A 24,182-nucleotide genomic window follows, 5' to 3' on the forward strand; every position below is an offset into this window, starting at 1 on the left:
TCACGCTGGTCACCCATTCACGCCAGCCAAATGGAAATTATCCTCTTTATTATGGATCAATAGCTTCATGTGGAAGCTACAATCACCTCTACATCGTTAGCGTGCAAAGCCTCAGCCATTTCCTTTTCAGGCAGCTTATCGGTCACGATAATATCGATCTGGTCAAAACCGGCAACGCGATACAGCATGCTTTTCCCAAACTTGGTATGGTCGGTGAGTATGATCACTTGATCGGCGCGCTTGATCATTTCCTTGATCAGAAAGCCGTGGTCTTCCTGCGTAGACATGAGCCCTTCCTTTGTAAGACCACATGCACCAACCAGCACCTTATCCACATGAAAATCAGCGAGGTTTTGAATCACACGTGTACCGAGTACACATTGATCTTCTGCATGTACGTCTCCGCCCAAAAGCTTGACAAGAACGCCTTCTTTTCGGGACATACTGGAGGCAGTCGCTAATGAATTCGTGATGATGACATGGTCGCGGGTCTGCAAGGATTCCACCGCGAGCTGAACAGTTGTGGAAGCATCGAGCAGCAAGTAATCGCCATCTTTGATCAGACGGGCCGCCGCTGCAGCAATACTGCGCTTTCCTGTCAAGTCAAGCTGCATTCGTTCCTGATGGGAGTAGTTCTTTTTGTTGAGGCTGGGCAATACTGCTCCTCCCCTAGTTCGCAGGATTTGCCCCTGCTCCTCCAGCTTGACGATATCACGTCTCGCTGTATCACGGGAAACCCCAAACTTCTCAACTACCTCTTGCACACTGATTCGCTGGTGCTCCTGCAAATACGCAAGAATTGCAGCGAGCCTCTCCTCTTGAAACACGAAGCCTCAACCCCATCCTTATCTTGACTTCATTATAAGTCATTTAAGTAAACGTTGCAAGCAATATTAAGCGTTCGCAAGTAATTATAAGCAATAGGAAGGAACAAAAAAAGCAAGGCGATTTCTCACCTTGCTTTCGTAGCAGCGAATATTACTTCGCTACTTTCACGCCTTTGTAGTGACCGCAGCTTGGGCAAACACGATGCGCAAGCTTGTATTCGCTACAATTATCGCATTTGATCATGCCTGGAATCTCTAATTTGAAGTGCGTACGACGCATTCTTTTACGGGTTTTGGAAGTTCTCCGTTGAGGTACTGCCATCTTCCTTACACCTCCTTCAACTGACAAATGCTAAGAAGCTCTATTGGGTGGACAGTATAGGCAAAATGCTTATGCCATCCTTCAAAAATGAGACGCTGCCACGAATGGTCGGCGAATCATCTTGAATACAGTAAGAAAACTTATTTGCTGTCTTTGAAAAAGTCAGCCAACCCAGCCAATCGCGGGTCAACACGCTCATTCTTGCAGCTGCATGCCACTTCATTACGGTTCACACCGCAAGTCGGGCACAGACCTTTGCAATCCTCCTCACAAAGCGGGAAGGTCGGCATTGCCAGTAAGAAATCCTCTTGCAACAGCGAGTCCAGCTCGATTTCATCGCCTTCCAGAGGAAGGATATCGCTGTCCTCGTCATCTTGCAGGATCGGATCATCCGCAAGCGCAAATGTCTCAGAGAAATCTACTGTTGCCTGATCGACAAAAGGATTCAAGCATCTCGCGCAGACAAAATTCACATCTGCCTTCATGCTTCCTTTTACGTAATAGAGATTGCCCAGCTGTACGGCTTCACCACTCGCATTCACAGGAGTAATCCCGCGAATCTCATGATGGCGCTTCTTCAGCTCATCTGCATCCAGGGTTACCTGGAATGGCAACGGCTCTCCTTTTCGGTGCTCTAACTCTGCTAACTTAATGTTCATAGCATTTCACCTCATGCACAACAAAGATGATTATAGACCCTGCCCAAAGCTTTGTCAACCATTTTTGCTTGACAGCTAGTTTGCTCAGGTAGATTTCGGTTTTTGTCCATTCATGTACGTAATCGCTTCTTCTACCGTCTTGACTGGAACCACTTTCATTGAAGTTCCAATCCGCTTGGCAGTCGCTAACGCCTCCTCGTAATTGGAGTTCGTATCTGGCGTATCCTGCGGAGCAAAGAAGATCTCTGCGCCCGCTTTGTCCGCTGCGATTACCTTTTGATTAATGCCACCGATTCTGCCTACTTTTCCGTCTAACGAAATCGTGCCTGTTCCTGCAATTTTATAGCCTTTTGTCAAATCCGTCTCCGTATTTAACTGGTCATAAATCTCCAGTGTCATCATTAATCCCGCAGAAGGACCACCAATCCCTTGTGAGGCAATGGTTACTTCTTTCGGAATGATGATTTCCTGTTTGTTGTCAGGGCGTACACCAATTCCAACTGACTTGGATTCAGGTAGTGGTTCCAAGGTTAACATCGTTTTGGCCTCTTGTCCATCTCTTGTGTACCTAATTTCGACTTGATCGCCTGCTTTTTTTGTAGAGAGGGCTGTCAGCAAATCTTTTGCCTCGGACGTGCGAACCCCGTCAACATACGTAATGACATCACCAATTTGCAATGCTTTATGGGCAGGGAACCCTTCCAGAGTACCCATCACCCACACACCCTGCTTCTCGATTTTCACTTCGAAACCGGCAAGACGGAATGCGACTGCCTCCGCAATTTTTTGTGAATTGTCCATGATCGCTTGTTCTCTACGGATAAAATCTTCGCTGTTCTCGCCCTTACTGACAACCAACTCCTTGGGCATCAACTCAACATCCTGCGCCATTTTTGCGTACCAATACCACGGCAAATTCGCTTCGCCCATTCGAACCGTCGTGAGCATGAAGGAGCCGGTCTCGTCTTTCTTGCCGCCTTCCACTTGAATCATCGGCCCCAACTCAATCGCTGAACCCGGACGACTCACGTAATAATTCGTCGGTACAAAAAAAGAAATACCCAATAGGACAAAAACCAAGGCAAGTATCCAGCTAACGCCTCTGGTTCCTGTAGATCTGCGTCTATTGGCATAAAGCTGTTCCTCACTCATTCTTGTGCCTCCCAATTTGCAATTAGTTCCTGAATGCGTTCGATATGCTCAGTACCTGCACGTTCGCCTAGCTCGATAATTTCTTCGACACCCGTGTACGCGATACTGCTATAGTGTCCAACATCTGGCCTGATTACGATGTCTGCCGCAATGATTCGATGTCGCAGAATTTCCCTTTCCATGACATCAATCGTCTGGGCGATGACATCAAAAATACTTTTGACCTCCATCCGTGTATCGAATTGGGCGACATCTACCGCAATTACGATATCGGCACCCATTTCACGCAGCACCGTCACGGGCACACGATCGATGACTCCTCCGTCGACTAAAAGCCGCCCCCCTACTTTTTCAGGTACGAAGATGCCTGGAATGGATATGCTTGCCCTCACTGCTTGATCAATTGGGCCTTCACGAAATACGACTCGCTCTCCTGATTCAATATCCGTCGCCACAATGGCCAGCGGTTTGTTCAGCTCTTCCAAGCGTTTTCCGTGCGTTAACAGACGAATCAATTGCTTGATCTTTTCCCCCGTAACAAAGCCCATGCTGGGTACGGTCAAATCGAGCCAATGCTTGCGTTTTAAATTAAGAGCAAGCTTTCCCATCATGTGCGGTTCAATTCCGTTGGCATAGACAGCCCCAATCAGACTGCCCATACTGGAGCCAGCCAGCATGTCAATCTGGATGCCATGTGCTTCTAGCGCATTCAATACACCAATATGCGCAAAACCGCGAGCGCCTCCAGACCCCAGGGCTACACCCACGATTGGTTTACGCTTTGTCTGCATGGAAAAACCCCCTCCCTGTAACCAGCCTATGTGGTAAATCGCTGTTCCTTTCACACTTGGGAGATATTCGTCGACCAAGCTTACGCATAGTTCTCCCGCCTGCCACGTAGACATGTACTACTACTTTTCTTCGATTCAGGAGGAATCCATGTCACGCCACTCACCCGTACTTACTTTGTTGCTCGCCCTCTCGACAGTTTCCATTGTTATTTCGTTGGTTGCTTACTCGCAGATTTCTTTTGAAGCTGCCGTACGCGGTCTGAAAATATGGTGGGAGGTAGTTTTCCCCTCTACCCTTCCCTTTATTGTGCTGTCTGAGGTGTTGATGGGTCTGGGCGTCGTTCATTTTGTCGGCGTGTTACTGGAGCCATTAATGCGCCCACTGTTTAACGTTCCCGGCACAGGCGGGTTCGTACTGGCTATGGGCTTCTCGTCCGGCTATCCGGTCGCCGCAAAGCTGACAACACGCCTGCGCCTGCAAGGCAATGTGACGAAGGCTGAGGGTGAACGTCTCGTCTCTTTTACAACGACGGGAGACCCCTTGTTCGTGATGGGAGCAGTGGCAATAGGCTTTTTCCACAGTGAGCAAATGGGCATCATTCTAGCTCTGACTCATTATTTGTCAGCTGTACTCATGGGTGTGATCTATCGTTTCCATGCGCCTTTTGCCATTATTTCAGCCCCATTGGAGAAAAATTCACTGCCTCTTCCTTTACGCGCCTTGCAAGCGATGCATCGGGCACGTGTCCGCGATGGACGTCCGTTCGGAAAATTAATGGGAGAAGCAGTGCAATCCGCTTTGAATACACTGCTCATGATCGGTGGCTTCATCATCGTTTTTTCGGTATTAATCCAACTATTCTCCACGATTCATCTGACGGAAATCATCAGTACGCTGCTCTCGATTTTTCTCGGCCCCTTTGGCTTTCCGCCAGCCTTTTCCCAAGCAATCGTGGCTGGTTTGTTCGAAGTAACCCTCGGCGCACAGGCAGCGAGCATTGTGCCGGATGGTGTTTCCTTGGTCTGGAAAGCGGCCATTGCCAGCGCTGTATTGTCCTGGGGCGGTTTGAGTGTTCACGCACAGGTCGCGAGTATCTTGAGTGAAACAGATATTCGTGTCGCTCCCTACTTGATTGCCAGAGCCCTGCACGCTTTGCTAGCTGCGATTTTGACCTTTGTCTTTTGGGGTCCTCTTGCCACAGTCAGCTCCTGGTTCGTGGAGAAAGCCGTCCCTGTATTTGTGCAAGCGAAAGCAGAGATCCCGGCGACGAGTTGGTGGGAGACCCTGGTTTTATCAGGGGGACTCGCCATCGGCGTCGGTGCGATTCTATTGTGTACCAGCCTGACTCTTTCGCGCATGAACCGCAGCAAGACCAAGACGCGATAATCTACTCTGCCATTTTTCGCTTCAGTGCCTCTTCTACGACCGGCGGCACCAAATCAGCAACACTCGCCTTGTATTTCGCAACTTCCTTCACAATACTTGAGCTCAAGTACGAATATTGATTGTTCGTCATCATGAAAAATGTTTCGATATTTTCGTCGAGCTTTTTATTAATCGAGGCGACTTGCATCTCATATTCAAAATCAGAAACAGCACGAAGGCCTCGAATGATCACCTGTGCACCCTTTTTGTTCATATAGTCAATCAACAAGCCGTCAAAAGAGTCCACTTCTACATTTTTCATGTCAGCCGTTGCCTGACGAAGCAAATCGACGCGCTCTTCTACGCTGAACAATGAGTTTTTCTTTGAATTGATTAAGACGGCAACAATGACCTTATCAAAAACGTTGGCACCCCGCGCAATAATGTCGAGATGCCCATAAGTAACAGGGTCGAAGCTTCCTGAACATACGGCGATTGCCATAGCGGGTTATCCTCCCTTAGTGCTCTTTTGCACCTTCATTTAAAAGTTAGGTTTGTGGCTCCAAATTGTAATAATACACGGTAACGGCCGTATCCCCATACTTAGCCGCTCGGTCCTTCACACAATGACCAATCGCATCCGGAAAGGAGTCTGTGATATCATGCTCAGCCACGATCCACGCTCCGTCCGCCAACATTCCCAGCTCCTGCAACATCTCAATTTCTTCGACAATTTTTTGCTGGGCGTATGGCGGGTCCAAGAAGACGAGATCAAATTTTTGATTGCGCGTACTCAGTGTGCGAATGGCGCGGTCCGCATCCATCCGATATAGTTCTGCATAATCGTCCAGCCTGCAAGTGCTGACGTTTTGTTTTACCACGGCAAATGCTTTGTGATCTCGCTCCACGAAAACAGCTCGATCTGCTCCCCTACTCAATGCCTCTATCCCGAGACCACCTGTTCCTGCGTATAGGTCCAATGCCCACCCGCCATCGAAATACGGACCAATCATATTAAAAATCGATTCTTTGACTTTATCGGTTGTCGGTCTGGTTCCTTTCCCCGGAACTGCTGTCAACCGTCTTCCTCTGTGCTCTCCAGCGATGACTCGCATACTCATTTCACCTGTCTGCTTTCCTATGTATGTTGTAAGAGGTTGTTCAAAAAGTCGTCTTTTGAACGCGTATCGTTAGACACGATTTTCAAGACTGAGAATGATATCATACTATCACAACTGCATACACCCGTAAAATTAGCAACTGGAAAAATTTATGTGCAAGTAAGGTATACAACCCATTTCGATTGGAAAAGATGATGAATAGCGACGCAACGGTGTCGCTGACAACCGCGGAGAAGACTTACGTTTCCCCATAAGCTCTTCCTCCGGTTTCTCCTCTCCCATAATTGAAAGGCTGTTCACTTTGGCGCACGACGTGTCTGATAGGAGCATTTCGTGCCATCGCTCCCTTCATCGGGAGGAGTTGAACGGCTGCCCCTCGTCATTTGGCGATGGGGTATTTTTTTGTGTGCAGCGCATACTACCTGTACCCGCAACACCCCTACATGTAGTTTGCCTGAAAGGAGTGAGTCGTTCATGGCAGAAAAACGACCGTCTGCACAAAAGCTGAAGGCGTCCAAAGCCCAGTCCATTGCGGACCGTACTGGCAAGGATGTCGAGCTGGCGCGAGACATGCAATCGCGTGCAGATCAATCGGACATCGTCAAACACGGGCAGTAGCTATACAAGAAGTCAGCCACAACAAATCGGCTGGCTTTTTACTTTTCCACCTTCAATTCCCTCGGCACTTCTTCTATGCAGATACAAATACTATACGAAAATAGCTGTGAAGGAGGGATCCGCATGCATACGGTGTGGAAGGGCTCGATCAGCTTCGGCCTCGTCAATATACCTGTTCGCATGTTTACTGCAACAGAAGAGCGCGATATTCGCTTTCGCCAACTGCATAAAGAGTGCAATACCCCGATCAAGTACACGAAAATGTGCCCGCACTGCCAGCGCGAGGTCGATACGAGCGAAATCGTCCGTGGCTTCGAATACGAAAAAGGACATTTTGTCATGATTGACGATGATGATCTGGAGGCCATTACTCCAGAAACACGGAGAGCCATTGAAATTATCGACTTCGTAGACTTGTCGGAGATCGATCCCGTTTATTTTTATAAAAGCTATTTCCTATCCCCACAGGACACTGGTGAAAAAGCATACGCCCTGCTGCGCTCCGCCATGGAACAGACAGGAAAGATCGGCGTTGCACAAGTGACGATGCGCAATCGGCAAAGCCTGGCCGTTATCCGACTGTATGAGCATTGCATCATGTTGGAGACGATCTTCTATCCAGATGAGGTACGTCCCGTCAGTCAAGTGCCTGCTTTGCCAGAAGCCGCTGTACCGTTGGCCGAAAACGAACTGAAGATGGCAACTGAGCTCATTAGCAATATGACGCTCCCTTTTGATCCGGCAAAATATACGGATGAATATCGATCTGACCTGCAAAAACTGATTGAGAAAAAACTGGAGGGTCAGGAGATCGCTACTGCACCTACCGTCGCAAGAACCAATGTCATTGATCTCATGCAGGCCCTAAAAGAAAGCTTGGAGTCGACAGCTGGTCAAGCCGCAGTGCCCATCAAAATCGAGCCCGATCCGACTCCGTCAAAACCTGCGCGAAAACGTACCACTGCTGCCTCCTCGTCTGAAAAAGAGCAAGCATCGAAAAAGGAAACCGCAGCCAGTCCAAAAAAGACTAGGACTACTTCTACAACCAAAACACTGCGAAAAAAGAAGGCAACTCCTGTTTAATTTGCACCTAAAAAAACCTGCCCACTTTGGACAGGTTTTTTCGTATTCACATCTAGACATCTAGTTTGGCGCCATCTTCCTGCATGGTTCAATATGGATATGAACGGCGTTAATGCGATGAATCTTGCGCATCTGTTCTTCAATTTTCTCGGTGATGGTGTGGCTCTCCACTACATTCAGACCGGGATCGACATGGATCACAACATCAACAAGCACGCTGCTGCCATGGTAACGGGCTTTGATGTCACTGATATCCTTCACTCCCGAAATCGAGGAAATGGTAGCCCGCAGGTCCGCAAGCTCGCTCTCGTCAAAGCCATCTGTCAAACGGTGGGTTGCTTCCCTGAAAATGTCCCAAGCCGTCTTCAAGATAATCAGACCAACAACAAAAGCAGCTAAAGGATCAAGCCAGTGCAATTGAAATTGTGCGCCAGCTACCCCGATAAACGTCCCGATACTGACGAATGCGTCTGAACGGTTGTCAGCGGCCGCTGCTTCTAGTGCTTGGCTGTTTGTTTTGATGGCGAGCTTTTTATTGTAGCGATAGACGAAAAGCATAATGACTGCAGTCGCAAGTGCTGTCCACCCTGCCAACAGGTCAGGAGCCGCATGATGTGGGTCCAATAAGGATGGTACGGCATTCGTAACGACTTGAACTCCGACAAATAGCATAATAAATGATGCGACAAGTGCTGAAATCGTCTCCGCCCGAAAATGACCATACGGGTGATCTTTATCAGGTGGTTTCCTCGCAATACGCAGCCCGATTAAAACAGCAATCGATGCGACAACATCCGTTGAGTTGTTAAGACCGTCGGCCATTAAAGCTTCCGACGCAGTGACATACGCAACTCCTATTTTTAATACAGAGCAGAATATGTAGGCGAAAATACTCACCCACGCTCCACGTTCTCCTTGTTTTAGATTCGAATAAACATCCATACCTCATCACCTCAAAATACTTCTCCATCCTGCTTCGACAACGAGGAAAATCAAAGCGCTGGAAGCAGTTGCTTTTTTTCGACCTTCATCGTAACAGATAGGATTCATGTGGGTCTACAGAAACAGTTTTAGTCCGATTCACGAGAATAGGGGGGAGGAAAATGTGTTGCACACCCGCAATTTTTTCACTGGAAAATTTCCCTTGAAATTAAATGGACTTCCCGTTATCCTATTCTTGCAATCCAAAATAAAAAAAGCACGGGAGCTTGGAAATCACCAGGCTGAGAGGATGGTACTGTGCCATCGACCGTTGAACCTGAACTGGGTAATGCCAGCGGAGGAATGTCATATACGACACGAAAAGATGCGGTGTATCTTTAGGATACCCGTTTCTTCTCTACTCTCGCGTTGGCGTCGCATGTTGTTTATGCGGCGCTTTTTCGCGGGATGTTTCTTTCGCCTCCCTAGACGGTTCTCGCTTTCGTGCAACCAAAACAAGGAGGTTTTTCTTATGTCATTGGTGTCATCTTTTCCAGGCAGTCGCAAAGTATACGAAACAGGTAGTCGTGCGGACATACGTGTCCCGATGCGCGAAATTTCCCTTCACCCTACCGAAGGATTGTCTGGCTCCACACCCAACCCTCCTCTTCGCGTGTACGATACGAGTGGCGAGTATACCGCAACGGGTTACGTTCCTGACATTCAAGCAGGACTGCCCTCCATCCGCCACAAGTGGATCGATGAGCGAAATGATGCGGAAATGTATGTCGGTCGCGAACCACAACTAGTTGACGACGGCTTCCGAAACAAAGAAAAGGCTGCCACCCTCCCCACTTTCCCTCGCGAGGGCTACAAACCAAAACGGGCAAAGCCAGGGAAAAATGTTACCCAGCTTCATTATGCCCGAAAAAATATCATCACACCGGAAATGGAATACGTTGCCATTCGCGAGGGTGTCTCCCCTGAATTTGTACGGGCAGAAATCGCCGCAGGACGTGCGATCCTCCCTTCTAACATCAATCATCCTGAAAGCGAGCCGATGATCATCGGCCGCAACTTTCATGTCAAAATCAATGCCAACATCGGAACGTCAGCTGTCAGCTCTTCGATGGAGGAAGAAGTCGAAAAAATGATTTGGTCGGTCCGTTGGGGTGCCGACACCATTATGGACCTCTCGACGGGAAAACACATACACACCACGAGGGAGTGGATTATCCGCAACAGCCCTGTTCCAGTCGGTACTGTCCCGATTTATCAAGCACTTGAAAAAGTAAATGGGAAAGCCGAGGATTTGACATGGGAGGTTTACCGAGACACCTTGATTGAGCAAGCAGAACAAGGCGTCGATTACTTCACGATTCATGCTGGCGTTCTATTGCGCTACATTCCTATGACAGCTAACCGTGTTACTGGTATCGTCTCTCGCGGCGGATCGATTTTGGCCGCATGGTGCCTGGCCCATCATGAGGAAAACTTTTTGTATACGCATTTCGCTGAAATTTGCGAAATTCTGAAGGCCTATGACATTTGTGTATCCCTCGGAGATGGACTACGTCCTGGCTCCATCGCGGATGCGAATGACGAAGCGCAGTTCGCGGAGCTTGAAACATTGGGAGAACTCACAAAAATTGCGTGGGAACACGACGTACAAGTCATGATTGAAGGCCCTGGTCACGTCCCGATGCATCTCATTCGCGAAAATATGGATAAACAGTTATCCATTTGCCATGAGGCTCCTTTTTACACACTTGGGCCACTCACGACAGACATCGCTCCCGGCTATGATCACATTACTTCAGCGATTGGAGCCGCCATGATTGGATGGTTCGGAACAGCGATGCTCTGCTACGTAACGCCTAAGGAGCACCTCGGCCTACCCAATAAAGAGGATGTCCGCAACGGTTTAATCGCATACAAAATCGCAGCGCATGCCGCTGATCTCGCAAAAGGACATCCGCGGGCAAAACAGCGAGACGACGCCTTATCCAAAGCTCGTTTTGATTTTCGTTGGAACGATCAATTCAATTTGTCTCTGGACCCAGAGCGCGCCCGCGAATATCACGACGAAACGTTGCCAGCAGAAGCCGCCAAATCCGCCCATTTTTGTTCCATGTGCGGGCCAAAATTTTGCAGCATGAAAATATCGCACGACATCCGTCACATCGCTAATGAACAAGGGTCTGCCCAAGATCCCGCCATCCTTGCAGGGATGCAGGAAAAATCGCGTGAGTTCCGCGAACAGGGAAGCCGATTGTACCAGTCCGAATGAAGGGGGATGCATATGGAGGAAGCCAGTCGTTTACGCGAAGAGATCAGTCGATTAGAAGCGGAGCTAGAGCAATCTAAGCAGCAATTGCGGATGATTCAACAGGACTGCAGCCACTTCTATATCGAGACTCCACTTACGCGAACATGCTCCAAATGCCTGCAAACCGAAAGCCTCTATTATTAATAGAAAAAGGTCGAAATCCCTTTGGAGGATCTCGACCTTTTTTCTTGCTTATTTCGTCATTCCGACTTGCAACGGAAGTCCTTCTTTATAATAGAGAGTGGGCGATAGCAGAACGAAGAATATATGCACATGCAGAAAGCCTTGCTTCTTCAAAATACCGTGTATGGCACTAGCAATCGCGTCATGTTGCTTTTGTTCACGGGGAAACATCATGATCTCTACAGACAAAGGACTGTTCGTCAATTGCTCCACCTGAAGCAGCTCCAATTTCACCTTTTCCTGAGCTACCTCAGCAATTTTGGAAAACTCTTCTATAAGAATCTGAGAAATGGGCTCTATGTCTTGCTTCGCAAAGCCTTTAAACCGAAGAAACGGCAAGTCAATTCCTTCTTTCGTAAATAAGTTCGCACAGCCATTATAAACAAGTCTCTAATTGTATATCAATGAAAAAAGGATTAAAGAAAGTGAACAACAAACATTCCCAACCGGATCGAGACACAAAGAGGGCCATATCAGAGAACAGCTTCCTTCCCATGAGGTGTGGTGGACGTACCACGGAAGGAGGAAGCAGTTCAACCAGATACAGCCCAATCCGGTAACCCATCAGTTACTTTATACAAGTAGTATAGCTCGAATTCAATACTTAATCAATAAAAAAGTTTCTTAAAATTCTCACAGGAATTCATCCACCAGTACCACTCGTATAGATCACGCCCATCCGTGAAACTGTATTAGAAAACTGGGCAAATCCCAACTAAACATAAAGGTGGCAGCTATGGAACTAACTCCGCTTTTTCCTTTTGAGCCTACCAGCACGGAATCTATACCTGTAGGACCACAATGGATAGGCCAAGTGAAATGGGATGGCGTTCGCATTCTTACCTACTACGATGGACACGAAGTCAAACTGTTCAACCGAAAATTAAATGAACGGACTTTCCATTATCCAGAAGTGACCGATCTTCGCTCGTATTGCCGTGCCGATTCTGTGATTTTGGATGGCGAAATAATCGCTCTTGGCCCGGACGGAAAGCCTTCCTTTTACGAGGTCATGAGAAGAGACGGGCTGCGCCGTTTAGAAAAAGTTTCCCAGATACAAAAGCTTGTCCCTGTCACATACATGGTCTTCGATGTCCTGTACTGGAATCATGAATGGGTAACTTCCTACCCACTATCAGAGCGACAACAAATACTGGGCAAAATCATCACGCCTACTCCTCATGTGCAGCTAGTTGAAAATTTTGCTGATGGAGACGCTCTTTACCGTGTCATTGAAGCTCAAGGTATGGAAGGAATTATTATGAAGGATGCGTCAAGCAGCTACTTGATCAACGGGAAAGATCAACGCTGGAGAAAGAAAAAGTATTATCGGGATCTCATCGCTGTCGTAGGCGGCGTTACGCTTCGGGATCATATTGTCAATTCGTTGCTTCTGGGCCTCTTCGATCAACAAGGCTCTTTTTGGTACATCGGCCATGCAGGTACTGGAAAATTGACGCAAACGGACTGGCGCGCTTTAACGGAGCGAATACAGCCTCTCGTCCAACAGAAGATGGCTTTTGTAAACAAGCCACCACGGGCAGCCAATACCTTATGGATACAGCCTGAGATTACCGTCAAAATCAAATTTGCAGAGTGGAAGGAAGGGCATTCCTTGCGACAGCCAAGCATACAAGGCTTTGTGGATGTCCCTTCCCACCAGTGTGTTTTAGAGTAAGGAACCACTTGGCTTTCGACCTCATTGTCGAAACGATCCAGCCTGTTTTGTCCTCCCCAGCTTTTGCTTGCCATGATTAAGAGCTTGCATTTCCCCGTAGCTCGTCAACAGTGCTATCAGTAAGAGGGCAATGTACACAACAGCTGTCGTAACTCCTCCTACCGCTGATTTATCCTTAAAAAAGTCCCCAATCAAAATCACTAGTACACATCCACTCAAACAGAGTGTCGTGATCCACACCATCGACCGGTAAAATCGATAAAGCTTCGTTCCTTCGGGAATGAGGCTTTGCTCTCTTCCTTTATTCTTTCGCCTTACGTGAATGAGCAAAAAGATCGCCAACGGCAATTGAAAAACGAGCACGATCAACGGCAAGCTATAACTAATAAATTGATCGATATGCGCTACATTTGGAAACGCAAATATGGATGATACAACGATAAACCATCCACACGGAGCATTGAATGTATTGTAATGCCGCTGCCCTCCAAATGATCCCACCCCCACTAAAAATGCCAAGTAAGCGACAATGACCTTGATTGTGAAAGCGGGGAACCACACGCTAAAGAGGATCATTTCGACCCTGTCCAGAAAATCTGTCACGTGGATTTGCTGGACGAGAATATAGATGGGGAAATTCAGTCGACCGGCGATAATGAAGCCCATCACCCCAAGCAAGACAAGCAACATAATCGTCGTCCCAAAACCAACAATGATGACCCCATGTTTCATCGCAGCATAAAATAGTCGCGGCTCTACAATGGCATGTAAGAATGCCCCAATGAGAAATATATCACCATATACACCCACTGGTAAAAAGTTGCTGACCACGATCCGATCCAGGCTACTGGTCAAAATTGGTTCCAATCGCTCTACGTTGTATTCATTAATCAGCAGGAAATAGAGCGAAATGCACATGATGAAATAAAGGGGAAAATAAAACTCATTTACCCGTGCTGCCACCTCAAGACTCGTTTTGCCATAGTACATCATTAGCAGGACGAAGACGAGTAAGATGACCTCTAATGGTGTGGTTGGTAATAACGAGATATGTAAAAAATCAGCTGCTCCTTTAATATCGATCGCCAGGATGATCCAAATGTAAAACAAAATGAGTAGATTGATAGCCCCACCAATCCACTTCCCGCCAATGATAAACAAGATTTCAAAGATATTTTTTCCAGGGTATGCTTCAACCAGCCCACTCAAAACGTAGGCGATAAAAAGCGCATAAAAGATGGGGAAAATTTGAGAGAACCAAGCATCCATCCTTGCTACCTGAACGACAGACCGCAAGAAACTGATCATCATTCCTGTCATCAAGACACTGCCGACCAGCCAGGCAATTTGTCGGTGATTGACAACTTGCTTGTGAATCATACTTGGGCCTCCTTATACGGACTGATCCACCCACCGCTTCACATGGGGAGAAAAGATGTTCATGATGTTACTCGTGGGCAGGACTTGATAATACTGGAATTGCAAAGCAATCAGAAAAACAATGGTTAGGGTGTAGAAAATAACAATGACTCGCTGCTGTCTTCCATCCATGCCTTTTCGCTTCAGGATGAATTCTCCAAAGGAAAGTACCAGCATGAAGACAAAAAAGACCAAAAATATTCTATTCATGATCATCTTCACCTTGGGTTATATTTTTCGTTGTCTGCCCGAAATTGGCCATGTTCACTTTGGTTCGGATTTCATATGTGATTTTCGGAAGTTCCTCATTCCACCTGTTCCGATATCGGGCTTGCCACTCTCGCGGATGATTCCTTGACAATGCAATTCCTAACCCAATGAAGTCTGATTGTTTTTGTTGGATCGTTTGCAACATATGGTTCACACCGCTATTGATTTGCTCGACGAGCTTTGCTTGAAGCATTCTAATATTTTTCTCTTTCTCGAGATCGAGGTTTGACAGATTCTCCACCACAACGGCAGAAGCGTAGAGGTCAATTTTGAAATGGATGTGTCCTTTCCTGATCACGGGCTTGATATTCGCCCTTCCTTTCGAAAGAGTTATCGTAAGCCGTTCGTGCTTGTTAAGGGACAACACAGCAGAAAACGGTGTAAAATCGCGTTGGAACAATCGCAAGCCGAGCAGTTCTTTGGGCTTCACGATGGTTACGAGTTTGTCGTTTCGAAATAAGCCTACCCCCGTCGCCTCTATTTCTTTTGACTTCCCTTTCGGATGGGAATCCACTGCTGCCAAAACAGGTAAGATGGCATCAACCCCTGGAGTACTGAGCATCTGGGCCACATCCTTCAACGTTACCGTAATGCCCCCCATCTTGACCAACTCACGCATCGCTTCTCCTGAAAAACGTTCAAATTGCGGCTGTGCGGTTAATAATTCAATTCCTTTGCCTCTTGTCATGACAATGTAAGCTGTCAGTCTGTTTTCCGGAAAGCGCGCCACGATATCCAGCACATCTGACATTCCTTCCTTCGCCAGTTCCTCGCCTATGACGATCATCCGGTGATGGGAGTAGTAAATTTCTCGAGACATTCTTGCTTGGATCAATCCATTCGCTTCCCGAATTGTCCTACCGACTGCGGAATCAACGTAATAACTCTTGTCACCACTCGTCCCACCACCACCTCCAGACTGTGCACCAAGGCTGCTGACCAGTGGAACCTGGATGGATAACCGATACCTGCCGTCTGGTTCCTTATCCATCGCCATCGCAATGACGATGGCCATATCGTTTACTTCACGGCGATCCCAACATCCCGATACTAGGAACATACAGAGCGACACTACCAACATGCGGGTCACAGCATTCACGATTTCCCCACCTCATTCGGATCACTGTTGCCTGTCACCCCTGATTGCCCTCCTCTTTGCTGGATAGAATTTGCATAACCATCGTTCATACGCCTTGCGTTTTGAACTCCCAAAAAGCTGGGGCGTTTTTCCATCATCGACCATGGAGCTCTAATCAGTACGTCTTTGAGATCGCCGATCGACATCGGTGCTAGTGGTGATAAATAAGGGACACCGAATGAGCGCAAGTTGGCCATATGACCGAGGATTAGCAATAACGATACCAGCACCCCATAAATGCCGAGGATCGAAGCCGCAATCATGATTGGAAAACGCAGCATTCGCAGTGAAATCGATGCATTAAAATGCGGGATGGTAAACGAGGCAATCCCAGTAAGCGATACGACTATAACCATGGGTGCAGAGACAATCCCTGCTTGTACGGCTGCCTGACCGACGACCAGCGCGCCTAAAATACTGACGGCTTGTCCAACGGTTTTCGGGAGACGAATCCCCGCTTCCCGCAAGGCTTCAAAGGAAATTTCCATGATTAAAGCCTCCACAATAGCAGGAAAAGGAATGGACTCACGAGCAGCCGCAATACTTAAAAGGAGCGTGGTTGGCAGCATCTGTTGGTGATAAGTCGTAATAGCCACATACAAGGCAGGGGTAATGAGCGAAACGATGAGGAACACATAACGCAGCAGTCGGACAAAGGTAGCCATTTGAAATCGCTCATAATAATCCTCGCTGGCCTGCATCATCATCCAAAACGTAACAGGTGCTATCAAAACCATCGGTGTCCCGTCCACAAATATCGCGACACGCCCCTCAAGTAATGCAGCTGCAACCGTGTCTGGACGCTCGGAATACATGAGCTGAGGGAAAGGCGAGTGTGTGTTATCCTGAATCATCTCTTCGATATATCCACTTTCCAGCACAGCATCCATATTGATCTTGCTGATTCGACCAGTGACCTCCTGTACGATCTCTGGATCAGCAATCCCATCAAGAAAGGCAACCACCAGATTGGTGTTCGTCTCACGTCCAACTACCAAGGACTTCATTTTCAATCGAGGTGTTCGCAATTTGCGCCGCAGCATCGACGTGTTCGTGCGAATATTTTCGATAAAGCCCTCACGTGGCCCCCGTACGACCGCCTCTCCTTCTGGTTCGTTGACGGAGCGTTTTTCTGCTCCACGAATGCCGAGTGTCAGCGCTTCTGTATTTCCCTCTACGAGAATGCCCGTATCACCGGAAAGCACAGCCTGTAGCAGCTTTTTATAATCGTCTACTCTTCCCATCTGGGAAACGGGCAAAAGTGCCTCTTCTATCACTTTTATATCTTCATCGCCGTCTTCCAGCACCATTAACGATTTCAGTGCAGAATTGACCTCTTTGGTATCAATTAGCCCATCTACGAAGACAGCAATGGCATGGACACTGTTTTTTAGACGGAATTCTCGTATGACAAAATCGGAGCAATCAGAGAACATTTTTTTCAACAAATCAATGTTCTCTCCCAATTGAGGCGAAATCGGTATACCCTCCAGCTCAATCAAGCTGCAGGCATTCATTGTCTCAATCAGTTCTTTCATTTTATCTTTCTTCTTGAATTTCATATCATCACCAACCACTGGAAAGCTACCCGTATTATGGTTGATTGGCAGGAAATATATGCAAAGAAGTATTCCCATTACATAGAGAATCGCGGATGGGAGATAGTAGGAACACCTATACCGTTTCAAAAGAAGGTGAAAACGTCATTGCGTCCTGCAACAAAAGAGTACGAGCTGAAGATCGATAATCACACATTGTCCATTACCAATCCGGACAAACCTCTATGGCCACAGGCCAAGGTAACCAAGCTAGATTACTTGCGCTATTTACTGATTGTCGCAGCCCCTCTCCTCCGGTATAGCAAGGATCGGCTCTTAACCGTCATTCGCTACCCTCACGGAATTGGCGACAAGCACTTCTATCAAAAAAACGCCCCTGACTATGCGCCTGACTGGATACAAACGCATACGTGGGAAAATGTTCGTTACGTACTTTGCAATGACCGGGCGACACTCGTGTGGATGGCGAATCAAGCAGCATTAGAGTGGCACGTCTCCTTTCACCTCGCCAAGGATGAGATTCCGACAGAGCTCGTATTTGACCTCGACCCTTCCACAGATGATTTTGCTGTTGTGATAGAGTCTGCCCTCTTATTGAAACAGCAGCTCGATGAATTACAGCTGCCTTCATGGGTCAAAACATCTGGTTCCAGTGGCTTGCAAGTATACGTTCCGATTGAACTCCGCTATACGTTTGAACAGACACGCCAGGTCGGACATTTCATTGCATCCTATTTAGTCAGCAAGCATCCCTCACTTTTAACCATCGAGCGCTTGGTGAAAAATCGGGGAGATAAGCTGTACATTGACTATTTGCAACACTGGCGGGGGAAAACATTGCCAGCCCCTTATTCAACCCGCGCAAAAGAACAGGCAACCGTATCAACGCCACTCTTGTGGGAGGAAGTTCCCCAGTGTCATCCTACAGACTTCACCGTTTATACCGTGCCCAAAAGGCTGGAAGCGTTCGGCGATTTATTCTCATCCGTATCTGCTCCGACGAAACGAGCCTCCCTTGATGCCATCCTCGGCTTTTTGCAGTCCCAGTAAGCCATTAGTTGGAATCCATCAGCCTATTTGTGCTATACTTGGCACAGATGTTTTGAGGCAAGGAGGCACATTCATGATTGATCCGATCGCAATTGCAATCGGCCCTTTAAAGATTCACTGGTATGGCATTATTATGGGGCTGGCGTTTTTCTTGGGTACTTATCTCGCTCGCTACAATTCCAAACGTTCTGGCATTGATCCTGATCACGTCTTGAACATGGTGGTTCTGATCATTCCAGCAGCCATCGTTTGTGCAAGATTGTATTATGTTACGTTTGAATGGGAGCAGTACAAAGACAATCCACTGGACATTTTCGCAGTTTGGCAAGGCGGCTTGGCTATTCACGGTGGATTAATCGGTGGTGTTCTGGCAGGAAGCTGGTATATTCGAAAACATAATCTGCCGTTCCTTCGTTTGGCTGACATTTTTATGCCAAGTGTTATTTTGGGTCAAGCCATTGGACGTTGGGGTAACTTTATCAACCAGGAAGCACATGGTGATGTTGTTTCGGCCGAATTCATGGAAAAGTTCCCCGCATTCATCCGCGAGCAAATGTTTATCGGCGGACAATATTACCATCCTACATTCTTGTATGAATCGATATGGAACCTTATCGTTTTCGCCATTCTCATGCTCATGCTGTACCGTTTCAAAAAATTCGATGGACAGGTCTTGTTCAGCTACATGATCCTGTATTCGATTGGACGCTTCTTCATTGAGGGCATGCGTACAGACAGTTTGTTAATAGCGGATACCCTGCGTGTCGCTCAATTAGTCAGTCTGTGCTTAATTGCTGCCGGTGTCATCTTGTTGCTCGTATTTGCCCGCAAAAGCAAGAAGACAGGACATTCCCAAAACTCGATCGAATAGCGTCAACATGCTCTATCCATTACCACTCAGGTCAGTCCGCCTGGGTGGTTTTTTCTTTACCTTGTCTGAATTGTCGCAATGCAGGCAATAACTAGGAGAAAGAATGAAAAAAGGAGGGGAAAAAGATGGATGATGGAATATTGGAAGAGTATCTCGATCGCTATGTACGTATTCATTTTGCTCCTGATATGATCGGTCAAGGATTAGCTGCATATGCAGAAGGCAAATTGTACGATTACAGCCCAAATGGGATTTTAATTGAAGAACGGGATGGCTCGCTGGACTATATCCCATTCTCTGCCGTACGCCTCGTGCAAATTAAACCCAAGCCCGGTTTATGGGAGCGTTTAACTGGATCAAGTTAATGAAAAAGACACCTTCCCGCGTACTCTACACGGAAAGGTGTCTGTTGTCTGTTGTATAAAGATGTAGCTCTACAGGAATACGTCATACACGACGTAGCATGCTGCAGCCAAAAGTCCGGTAATCGGAAGGGTAATGACCCAAGTGACCAAAATTCGGCCAGCCAAGCCCCATTTTACTGCGTTCAGCTTTTGCGATGCCCCAACCCCCAAGATGGCGGATGTGATCACATGCGTTGTGCTCACCGGCAGTTTCAAAGCTGTGAAGATTGTGATAATCAAGGCAGAAGACAGGTCTGCTGAGAAACCGGAAATTGGCTTGATTTTCATAATCTTACCACCCAAGGTCTTGATGATACGCCATCCACCAAAGGCTGTACCTAAAGCCATTGCAAGAGCAGCTGATAGTTTTACCCACAGCGGAATGACGAATTCGCCCGGTTCTTGAATCAAGAATCCGCCAGAAATCAGAGCAAGGGTGATTACGCCCATTGTTTTTTGCGCATCGTTGGCTCCATGGCTGAAAGCCTGCCAAGCTGCTGACACGACTTGCATCGAACGGAAATTTCGATTGGTTTTGTGGTACGCTGAGTTACGAACAAACCAAGACACAAGCTTGATCACGACAAAACCAACAGCAAACGCAACAAGCGGGGATACGATCAACGCTTGGATAATGCTAATGAAGCCCGACCAGTTAATGGCACCACTTCCTGCGGCACCAAAAGCAGCACCTGCAACGCCGCCGATAATCGCGTGCGAGGACGAGCTGGGAATTCCGAACCACCAGGTGATTAGGTTCCACAAAATCGCAGATGTCAACGCAGCCAAAACGACAATCAATCCATTTTCCAATTTGAATGGATCGGTGATGCCTCCCCCGATTGTCTTCGCTACCCCCGTATACGAGAGTGCACCAATCAGGTTACACAAGGATGCAATAATAATCGCGGTTTTCGGACTTAATGCTCGCGTTGAAACAGAAGTGGCAATCGCGTTCGCCGTATCGTGAAAACCATTGATGAAGTCAAAAGCTAGCGCCATGATGACGACGAGTACGAGAATAATCACCTCTGGCGAAAGATCAGGCATTCTTTAACACGATCCCTTCTACCAGGTTGGAGACGTCCTCAGCGAAGTCAGCACAGTCTTCGAGCTTATCGTAAATCTCTTTGAGTTTGATCGCTTCCATTGGGTTGGTATCAGGAGAATTCAACAAATCAGATACCATTTTGCGGTAGTTGGAGTCAGATTCATGCTCCAAATCCTTGATTTCGCCAGCGATTTGTGTAACGACTTTATGATCCAGCTTGCGCAGTGTGCGAATCAGCTCGATCAGCTTAGACGAGCATTTCACCAAAATATTGGCTTGTGCCAATACACGTGGATCTGGTTGAGTCACTTGGTAGAGATACATACGATCAGCGACACCGTCAATGTAGTCGATCATCGAGTCCATCGTATGAGCGAGTTGGTGAATGTCTTCACGCTCAAGCGGAGTGATAAAAGTAGAGTTCAACTCGTTCATGATGCGACGAACGATTTCGTCTCCTTCTTTCTCGACAGCCTTGATTGCCTTAACCTTTGTTTCTAGATCTTGATAGTTTCCTATCATTTCATAGAAAAGATGAGTTCCTTTGTGCACAGTGGCAATCTGCTGCTCGAACAGATCAAAGAAGATATACTTGTTTGATTTCAACATATGGGACTTCTTCACTCCTTTGAATAAATCACACCTAACAGATTATATCGAAAGTTATTGTTTCCGTAAATTTAAAATCAAGGTCAAATGTGTATATTTTTCTTTAAGGAATTATTAAGTTTTTGTAAATGCTCTTTACAATCAAAAAAAATACCCGTGTCAAGAGAGATGACGGGTGTTAGTCTTGCCAATATTTATCTTTTCAATCGAAGCGACCATCATGCAATCTTTCCTTTTTTTCGCTTCATACATCAGCATATCTGCTTTTTTCGCTAGCTCTTCCGCTGTTGAAGCATGGTGTGGATACGAGGCTACCCCGATACTCACCGTGACACCTGAAAGAGCCTGTCGCACTTGATTTTGAATTCGTTCTCCGATTGCCAACCCTCTTATTGTATCTGTATGTGTTAACAAAACAACGAATTCTTCCCCACCCCATCTTCCAACCGCATCTTGTTTTCGTACACTTGCTTGCAAAAGCCTTGCAAATTGGCAAAGGAGTCGGTCGCCTTCCAAATGACCATATGAATCATTGAATATTTTGAAGTTATCCAAATCAATAAACAATAAAGTAACAGATTGATGATTGCTTTTTGCCAACTCCACTTCTTCGACCAGCTTGTCCAGAAATCTGCGATTGACGAGAACGCCTGTAAGTGAATCGTGATAAGCCATCTGCCGCAACTGATCTACATACTTCCCTATTTGATAGGCAGCAAGCGACTGAATGACAGCAACCAGTAAAAGAAAGACAATCATACTCTCATCCGTCGGCAATCCATATCCGATCAGCCAAACCGAGATGATCACACAGGACACACCCAAGCTAATCCAGCGTGAGCCCAAAGTACACTACCCCCGATCTATCCGATGTAACCCTCTTTCAATTCGGACAATAGACCTATCTAACGGAAATTATAGTAGGTCTTTTTTCATATAATAAGGAATATTTTACCTATCTTTTTTTGTAAGTTCAAGTAAAACCACGAAACTGTCACTTATTCATTCAAGCGCATCTTGGAAAAATGCTAACAACCAGCCTCTGGTCTACGCACATGGTGCAACATGAATTGGAACCAATTGGAAGGGAAAAGCTAATGGCTAATAAAGACAGACGGGAGTGAATGAATGTATGCCCCGTATTGAAGCAGTGGCTACAGCAGTACCTTCCCACGAGATTACCCAAGAGGATTCCATGAAGCTGGCACGCCTATTTTTTCAAGATGCTTTTCCCGACATAGACCGTCTGTTACACGTATTTGCACACAGTCACATTCAGAAGCGACATTTTAGTATGCCAATGGATTGGTTTTTGGAGGACCGGCCGTTTGCAGAGAAAAATCAATTGTATATCGAGCATGCGGAAGCCTTGGCCGAGGAAGCAGCCCGAAAGTGTTTGACAAAAGCTGGTGTCGATCCGTCATCCATCGATTGTCTGATGTTTGTATCAAGCACTGGCATTGCGACCCCAAGCCTTGATTCTCGCTTGCTCCACCGTTTAGGACTCCGTCCGCAAGCAACCCGTGTCCCGTTGTGGGGCCTGGGCTGTGCCGGTGGAGCGATGGGATTGTCGCGTGCATGTGAATACACCCAGGCTTATCCCTCGCGGCGAGTATTGCTTGTGAGCGTAGAACTGTGCGGCTTGACCTTCATCCGACAAGATTTGTCCAAAAGCAATTTGGTCGCAACGTGCCTATTTGGAGACGGAGCTGCCGCTGTATTAATAGAAGGAGACCAAGTCTTGTCCTCTTCTGACGCACCCAAGGTCCAATTTTGTGATGCGCGAACGACAACATGGCCGGACACCGTAAATGTCATGGGATGGGAGTTGACCGATCCGGGGTTAAAAGTCGTTTTCTCCCGTGACATCCCTACTCTTATTCGTTCTTCGATGCGAGAAAACGTCGAGAGCTTTTTGTCACCGCATGGTATGTCTATTGATCGTCTGCGTCATTTCATTTTCCATCCAGGTGGAGCCAAGGTATTAACGGCTTACCAGCGGTCTCTGGGCATTGGCACAGAAGCCACTCGCTTTTCTGAAGATGTCTTAGCCAATTTTGGAAACATGTCTTCCCCTACGGTTCTGTTCGTCTTGGAAAAAAGCATGGAGAGGGCGTGGGAGCCAGGAGACCGCGGTTTGGTCGCTGCGCTTGGACCTGGATTTAGCTCCGAGCTCTTACTTCTGGAGGCGAGATAGTCATGGTGCTCTTCTTTGGATTCGTTATGTGTGCAGTCGTGTTACAGCGGCTAGTCGAGCTTCTCGTTGCCGTGAGGAATGCCCGCTATATCCGCTCAAAAGGGGGCTACGAGGTTGGGGCGAGTCATTACAAATACATCATCCTTCTTCATCTTCTCTTTTTTCTCTCGCTTATTTTCGAAGTGGTGGGAAAAGGCAGCACCATGGTTCTGCCCTCTTGGTGGGCGGTTCCCTTCAGCCTGTTTTTGATCGCGCAAGGGCTTCGCTACTGGTGTATTCGCAGCTTAGGCAAACGGTGGAATACCCGCATCTTCATACTCCCGGGCGAGGCTTTGATCAAGCGAGGTCCTTATCGGTTCATTCGTCACCCCAACTACTTGGTCGTATCGCTTGAGCTGCTCCTACTCCCCCTGACATTTTCCGCTGTGGCAACTGCCCTGACCTTCTCTCTCTTGAATGCCTGGCTGCTCCTACGCATACGGATTCCCCTGGAAGAAGCAAGCGTTTACGATGGTCATCGTGAGTCATAAAAAAGAAAAGTCTTTGGCACACTCGCATGCCAAA

Annotated in this window: 27 protein-coding genes and 1 riboswitch; of the genes, 11 read left to right on the forward strand and 16 right to left on the reverse strand. The window is 47.2% G+C overall.

The annotated features are described in order from the left end of the window. Window positions 1-65 precede the first annotated feature (65 nt). From ACKKE8_RS19205 to ACKKE8_RS19225, 5 genes are all read right to left on the reverse strand, one after another. Window positions 66-827 carry a DeoR/GlpR family DNA-binding transcription regulator gene (locus tag ACKKE8_RS19205; RefSeq protein ID WP_409174455.1) on the reverse strand — a complete coding sequence of 254 codons (762 nt, stop codon included), beginning with the start codon at window positions 825-827 and terminating at the stop codon, window positions 66-68. Between the two features lie 151 nt (window positions 828-978). Further along, window positions 979-1,149, reverse strand: coding sequence for a 50S ribosomal protein L32 (rpmF, locus tag ACKKE8_RS19210; protein ID WP_005834357.1), 171 nt, complete (start codon window positions 1,147-1,149; stop codon window positions 979-981). A gap of 140 nt (window positions 1,150-1,289) precedes the next feature. Further along, the gene (locus ACKKE8_RS19215; protein ID WP_409174456.1) at window positions 1,290-1,808 is read right to left on the reverse strand and encodes a YceD family protein; all 519 of its coding nucleotides are present in this window, start codon (window positions 1,806-1,808) and stop codon (window positions 1,290-1,292) included. An 84-nt stretch (window positions 1,809-1,892) separates the two neighbouring features. Next, entirely contained in the window at window positions 1,893-2,960 is a 1,068-nt protein-coding gene (locus ACKKE8_RS19220; protein ID WP_409174457.1) for a SepM family pheromone-processing serine protease, read from the reverse strand. Continuing rightward, a complete protein-coding gene (locus tag ACKKE8_RS19225; RefSeq protein WP_409174458.1) occupies window positions 2,957-3,751 on the reverse strand; it encodes a patatin-like phospholipase family protein in 795 nt (264 codons plus the stop codon). Before ACKKE8_RS19225 ends, ACKKE8_RS19220 begins: the two co-directional genes overlap by 4 nt. Before the next feature lie 148 nt (window positions 3,752-3,899). Between ACKKE8_RS19225 and ylbJ the strand changes: the two genes are divergently transcribed. Next, complete coding sequence (ylbJ, locus tag ACKKE8_RS19230; RefSeq protein WP_409174459.1) at window positions 3,900-5,138, forward strand: sporulation integral membrane protein YlbJ; 1,239 nt, start codon at window positions 3,900-3,902, stop codon at window positions 5,136-5,138. Window position 5,139: 1 nt separating this feature from the next. On the opposite strand, the gene coaD is transcribed toward ylbJ, so the two are convergent. After that, complete coding sequence (gene coaD, locus ACKKE8_RS19235; RefSeq protein ID WP_007728199.1) at window positions 5,140-5,619, reverse strand: pantetheine-phosphate adenylyltransferase; 480 nt, start codon at window positions 5,617-5,619, stop codon at window positions 5,140-5,142. A 46-nt stretch (window positions 5,620-5,665) separates the two neighbouring features. Continuing rightward, complete coding sequence (rsmD, locus tag ACKKE8_RS19240; protein ID WP_409174460.1) at window positions 5,666-6,232, reverse strand: 16S rRNA (guanine(966)-N(2))-methyltransferase RsmD; 567 nt, start codon at window positions 6,230-6,232, stop codon at window positions 5,666-5,668. Between the two features lie 480 nt (window positions 6,233-6,712). Here rsmD and ACKKE8_RS19245 point away from each other — a divergent pair, with 480 nt between their 5' ends. Together ACKKE8_RS19245 and ACKKE8_RS19250 are read left to right on the forward strand one after the other, a co-directional pair. Then, window positions 6,713-6,856, forward strand: coding sequence for a hypothetical protein (locus ACKKE8_RS19245; protein ID WP_016743266.1), 144 nt, complete (start codon window positions 6,713-6,715; stop codon window positions 6,854-6,856). 123 nt (window positions 6,857-6,979) lie between these two features. After that, a complete protein-coding gene (locus ACKKE8_RS19250; protein WP_409174461.1) occupies window positions 6,980-7,939 on the forward strand; it encodes a Ku protein in 960 nt (319 codons plus the stop codon). A 60-nt stretch (window positions 7,940-7,999) separates the two neighbouring features. On the opposite strand, the gene ACKKE8_RS19255 is transcribed toward ACKKE8_RS19250, so the two are convergent. Continuing rightward, window positions 8,000-8,881, reverse strand: coding sequence for a cation diffusion facilitator family transporter (locus ACKKE8_RS19255; protein WP_409174462.1), 882 nt, complete (start codon window positions 8,879-8,881; stop codon window positions 8,000-8,002). A gap of 248 nt (window positions 8,882-9,129) precedes the next feature. After that, a riboswitch (TPP riboswitch) is annotated at window positions 9,130-9,242 on the forward strand. A 150-nt stretch (window positions 9,243-9,392) separates the two neighbouring features. Here ACKKE8_RS19255 and thiC point away from each other — a divergent pair. Together thiC and ACKKE8_RS19265 are read left to right on the forward strand one after the other, a co-directional pair. Continuing rightward, window positions 9,393-11,150 (forward strand): phosphomethylpyrimidine synthase ThiC, encoded by a 1,758-nt coding sequence (thiC, locus tag ACKKE8_RS19260; RefSeq protein ID WP_409174463.1) that lies wholly within the window; start codon window positions 9,393-9,395, stop codon window positions 11,148-11,150. 12 nt (window positions 11,151-11,162) lie between these two features. Then, window positions 11,163-11,333 (forward strand): hypothetical protein, encoded by a 171-nt coding sequence (locus tag ACKKE8_RS19265; protein WP_409174464.1) that lies wholly within the window; start codon window positions 11,163-11,165, stop codon window positions 11,331-11,333. 48 nt (window positions 11,334-11,381) lie between these two features. On the opposite strand, the gene ACKKE8_RS19270 is transcribed toward ACKKE8_RS19265, so the two are convergent. After that, the gene (locus ACKKE8_RS19270) at window positions 11,382-11,711 is read right to left on the reverse strand and encodes a DUF1904 family protein (RefSeq protein WP_142062073.1); all 330 of its coding nucleotides are present in this window, start codon (window positions 11,709-11,711) and stop codon (window positions 11,382-11,384) included. A gap of 397 nt (window positions 11,712-12,108) precedes the next feature. Between ACKKE8_RS19270 and ACKKE8_RS19275 the strand changes: the two genes are divergently transcribed. Continuing rightward, window positions 12,109-13,050, forward strand: coding sequence for a DNA ligase (locus ACKKE8_RS19275; RefSeq protein WP_409174465.1), 942 nt, complete (start codon window positions 12,109-12,111; stop codon window positions 13,048-13,050). 21 nt (window positions 13,051-13,071) lie between these two features. On the opposite strand, the gene ACKKE8_RS19280 is transcribed toward ACKKE8_RS19275, so the two are convergent. The 4 genes from ACKKE8_RS19280 to ACKKE8_RS19295 are packed head-to-tail and all read right to left on the reverse strand — an operon-like array spanning window position 13,072 to window position 17,415. Then, window positions 13,072-14,430 carry an endospore germination permease gene (locus ACKKE8_RS19280; protein ID WP_409174466.1) on the reverse strand — a complete coding sequence of 453 codons (1,359 nt, stop codon included), beginning with the start codon at window positions 14,428-14,430 and terminating at the stop codon, window positions 13,072-13,074. Between the two features lie 12 nt (window positions 14,431-14,442). Then, entirely contained in the window at window positions 14,443-14,679 is a 237-nt protein-coding gene (locus tag ACKKE8_RS19285) for a hypothetical protein (protein WP_409174467.1), read from the reverse strand. Next, a complete protein-coding gene (locus ACKKE8_RS19290) occupies window positions 14,672-15,838 on the reverse strand; it encodes a Ger(x)C family spore germination protein (protein ID WP_409174468.1) in 1,167 nt (388 codons plus the stop codon). Before ACKKE8_RS19290 ends, ACKKE8_RS19285 begins: the two co-directional genes overlap by 8 nt. After that, window positions 15,835-17,415: a spore germination protein gene (locus tag ACKKE8_RS19295; protein WP_409174469.1), complete on the reverse strand. Its 1,581-nt coding sequence runs from the start codon at window positions 17,413-17,415 to the stop codon at window positions 15,835-15,837. Before ACKKE8_RS19295 ends, ACKKE8_RS19290 begins: the two co-directional genes overlap by 4 nt. 168 nt (window positions 17,416-17,583) lie before the next feature. On the opposite strand from ACKKE8_RS19295, the gene ligD reads away from it, so the two are divergent. The 3 genes from ligD to ACKKE8_RS19310 all read left to right on the forward strand — a co-directional run bounded on the left by ligD (window position 17,584) and on the right by ACKKE8_RS19310 (window position 19,722). Beyond that, window positions 17,584-18,486 carry a non-homologous end-joining DNA ligase gene (gene ligD / locus ACKKE8_RS19300; protein WP_409174470.1) on the forward strand — a complete coding sequence of 301 codons (903 nt, stop codon included), beginning with the start codon at window positions 17,584-17,586 and terminating at the stop codon, window positions 18,484-18,486. A 73-nt stretch (window positions 18,487-18,559) separates the two neighbouring features. Then, a complete protein-coding gene (lgt, locus tag ACKKE8_RS19305; RefSeq protein ID WP_409174471.1) occupies window positions 18,560-19,357 on the forward strand; it encodes a prolipoprotein diacylglyceryl transferase in 798 nt (265 codons plus the stop codon). A 125-nt stretch (window positions 19,358-19,482) separates the two neighbouring features. After that, window positions 19,483-19,722: a hypothetical protein gene (locus ACKKE8_RS19310; protein WP_409174472.1), complete on the forward strand. Its 240-nt coding sequence runs from the start codon at window positions 19,483-19,485 to the stop codon at window positions 19,720-19,722. 69 nt (window positions 19,723-19,791) lie between these two features. Here the strand turns inward: ACKKE8_RS19310 and ACKKE8_RS19315 are convergent, their stop codons facing one another. From ACKKE8_RS19315 to ACKKE8_RS19325, 3 genes are all read right to left on the reverse strand, one after another. After that, window positions 19,792-20,811: an anion permease gene (locus ACKKE8_RS19315; RefSeq protein WP_409174473.1), complete on the reverse strand. Its 1,020-nt coding sequence runs from the start codon at window positions 20,809-20,811 to the stop codon at window positions 19,792-19,794. Next, window positions 20,804-21,421 carry a DUF47 domain-containing protein gene (locus tag ACKKE8_RS19320; protein WP_409174474.1) on the reverse strand — a complete coding sequence of 206 codons (618 nt, stop codon included), beginning with the start codon at window positions 21,419-21,421 and terminating at the stop codon, window positions 20,804-20,806. Before ACKKE8_RS19320 ends, ACKKE8_RS19315 begins: the two co-directional genes overlap by 8 nt. Window positions 21,422-21,580: 159 nt before the next feature. Continuing rightward, complete coding sequence (locus ACKKE8_RS19325) at window positions 21,581-22,267, reverse strand: GGDEF domain-containing protein (protein ID WP_409174475.1); 687 nt, start codon at window positions 22,265-22,267, stop codon at window positions 21,581-21,583. A 286-nt stretch (window positions 22,268-22,553) separates the two neighbouring features. Between ACKKE8_RS19325 and ACKKE8_RS19330 the strand changes: the two genes are divergently transcribed. Next, on the forward strand, window positions 22,554-23,618 hold the full coding sequence (locus tag ACKKE8_RS19330) for a type III polyketide synthase (RefSeq protein WP_409174476.1): 1,065 nt from the start codon (window positions 22,554-22,556) through the stop codon (window positions 23,616-23,618). 2 nt (window positions 23,619-23,620) lie between these two features. After that, complete coding sequence (locus tag ACKKE8_RS19335; RefSeq protein ID WP_409174477.1) at window positions 23,621-24,148, forward strand: isoprenylcysteine carboxyl methyltransferase family protein; 528 nt, start codon at window positions 23,621-23,623, stop codon at window positions 24,146-24,148. The last annotated feature ends 34 nt before the right edge of the window (window positions 24,149-24,182 follow it).

Source organism: Brevibacillus fortis (assembly GCF_046196545.1).
Taxonomy (GTDB): domain Bacteria; phylum Bacillota; class Bacilli; order Brevibacillales; family Brevibacillaceae; genus Brevibacillus; species Brevibacillus fortis_A.

Coding starts and splice junctions, on each gene's coding strand:
- rpmF (WP_005834357.1), bottom strand. CDS start 1,149: ATGGCAGTACCTCAACGGAGAACTTCCAAAACCCGTAAAAGAATGCGT.
- ACKKE8_RS19215 (WP_409174456.1), bottom strand. CDS start 1,808: ATGAACATTAAGTTAGCAGAGTTAGAGCACCGAAAAGGAGAGCCGTTG.
- ACKKE8_RS19220 (WP_409174457.1), bottom strand. CDS start 2,960: ATGAGTGAGGAACAGCTTTATGCCAATAGACGCAGATCTACAGGAACC.
- ACKKE8_RS19225 (WP_409174458.1), bottom strand. CDS start 3,751: ATGCAGACAAAGCGTAAACCAATCGTGGGTGTAGCCCTGGGGTCTGGA.
- ylbJ (WP_409174459.1), top strand. CDS start 3,900: ATGTCACGCCACTCACCCGTACTTACTTTGTTGCTCGCCCTCTCGACA.
- coaD (WP_007728199.1), bottom strand. CDS start 5,619: ATGGCAATCGCCGTATGTTCAGGAAGCTTCGACCCTGTTACTTATGGG.
- rsmD (WP_409174460.1), bottom strand. CDS start 6,232: ATGCGAGTCATCGCTGGAGAGCACAGAGGAAGACGGTTGACAGCAGTT.
- ACKKE8_RS19245 (WP_016743266.1), top strand. CDS start 6,713: ATGGCAGAAAAACGACCGTCTGCACAAAAGCTGAAGGCGTCCAAAGCC.
- ACKKE8_RS19250 (WP_409174461.1), top strand. CDS start 6,980: ATGCATACGGTGTGGAAGGGCTCGATCAGCTTCGGCCTCGTCAATATA.
- ACKKE8_RS19255 (WP_409174462.1), bottom strand. CDS start 8,881: ATGGATGTTTATTCGAATCTAAAACAAGGAGAACGTGGAGCGTGGGTG.
- thiC (WP_409174463.1), top strand. CDS start 9,393: ATGTCATTGGTGTCATCTTTTCCAGGCAGTCGCAAAGTATACGAAACA.
- ACKKE8_RS19265 (WP_409174464.1), top strand. CDS start 11,163: ATGGAGGAAGCCAGTCGTTTACGCGAAGAGATCAGTCGATTAGAAGCG.
- ACKKE8_RS19275 (WP_409174465.1), top strand. CDS start 12,109: ATGGAACTAACTCCGCTTTTTCCTTTTGAGCCTACCAGCACGGAATCT.
- ACKKE8_RS19280 (WP_409174466.1), bottom strand. CDS start 14,430: ATGATTCACAAGCAAGTTGTCAATCACCGACAAATTGCCTGGCTGGTC.
- ACKKE8_RS19285 (WP_409174467.1), bottom strand. CDS start 14,679: ATGAATAGAATATTTTTGGTCTTTTTTGTCTTCATGCTGGTACTTTCC.
- ACKKE8_RS19295 (WP_409174469.1), bottom strand. CDS start 17,415: ATGAAAGAACTGATTGAGACAATGAATGCCTGCAGCTTGATTGAGCTG.
- lgt (WP_409174471.1), top strand. CDS start 18,560: ATGATTGATCCGATCGCAATTGCAATCGGCCCTTTAAAGATTCACTGG.
- ACKKE8_RS19310 (WP_409174472.1), top strand. CDS start 19,483: ATGGATGATGGAATATTGGAAGAGTATCTCGATCGCTATGTACGTATT.
- ACKKE8_RS19315 (WP_409174473.1), bottom strand. CDS start 20,811: ATGCCTGATCTTTCGCCAGAGGTGATTATTCTCGTACTCGTCGTCATC.
- ACKKE8_RS19320 (WP_409174474.1), bottom strand. CDS start 21,421: ATGTTGAAATCAAACAAGTATATCTTCTTTGATCTGTTCGAGCAGCAG.
- ACKKE8_RS19330 (WP_409174476.1), top strand. CDS start 22,554: ATGCCCCGTATTGAAGCAGTGGCTACAGCAGTACCTTCCCACGAGATT.
- ACKKE8_RS19335 (WP_409174477.1), top strand. CDS start 23,621: ATGGTGCTCTTCTTTGGATTCGTTATGTGTGCAGTCGTGTTACAGCGG.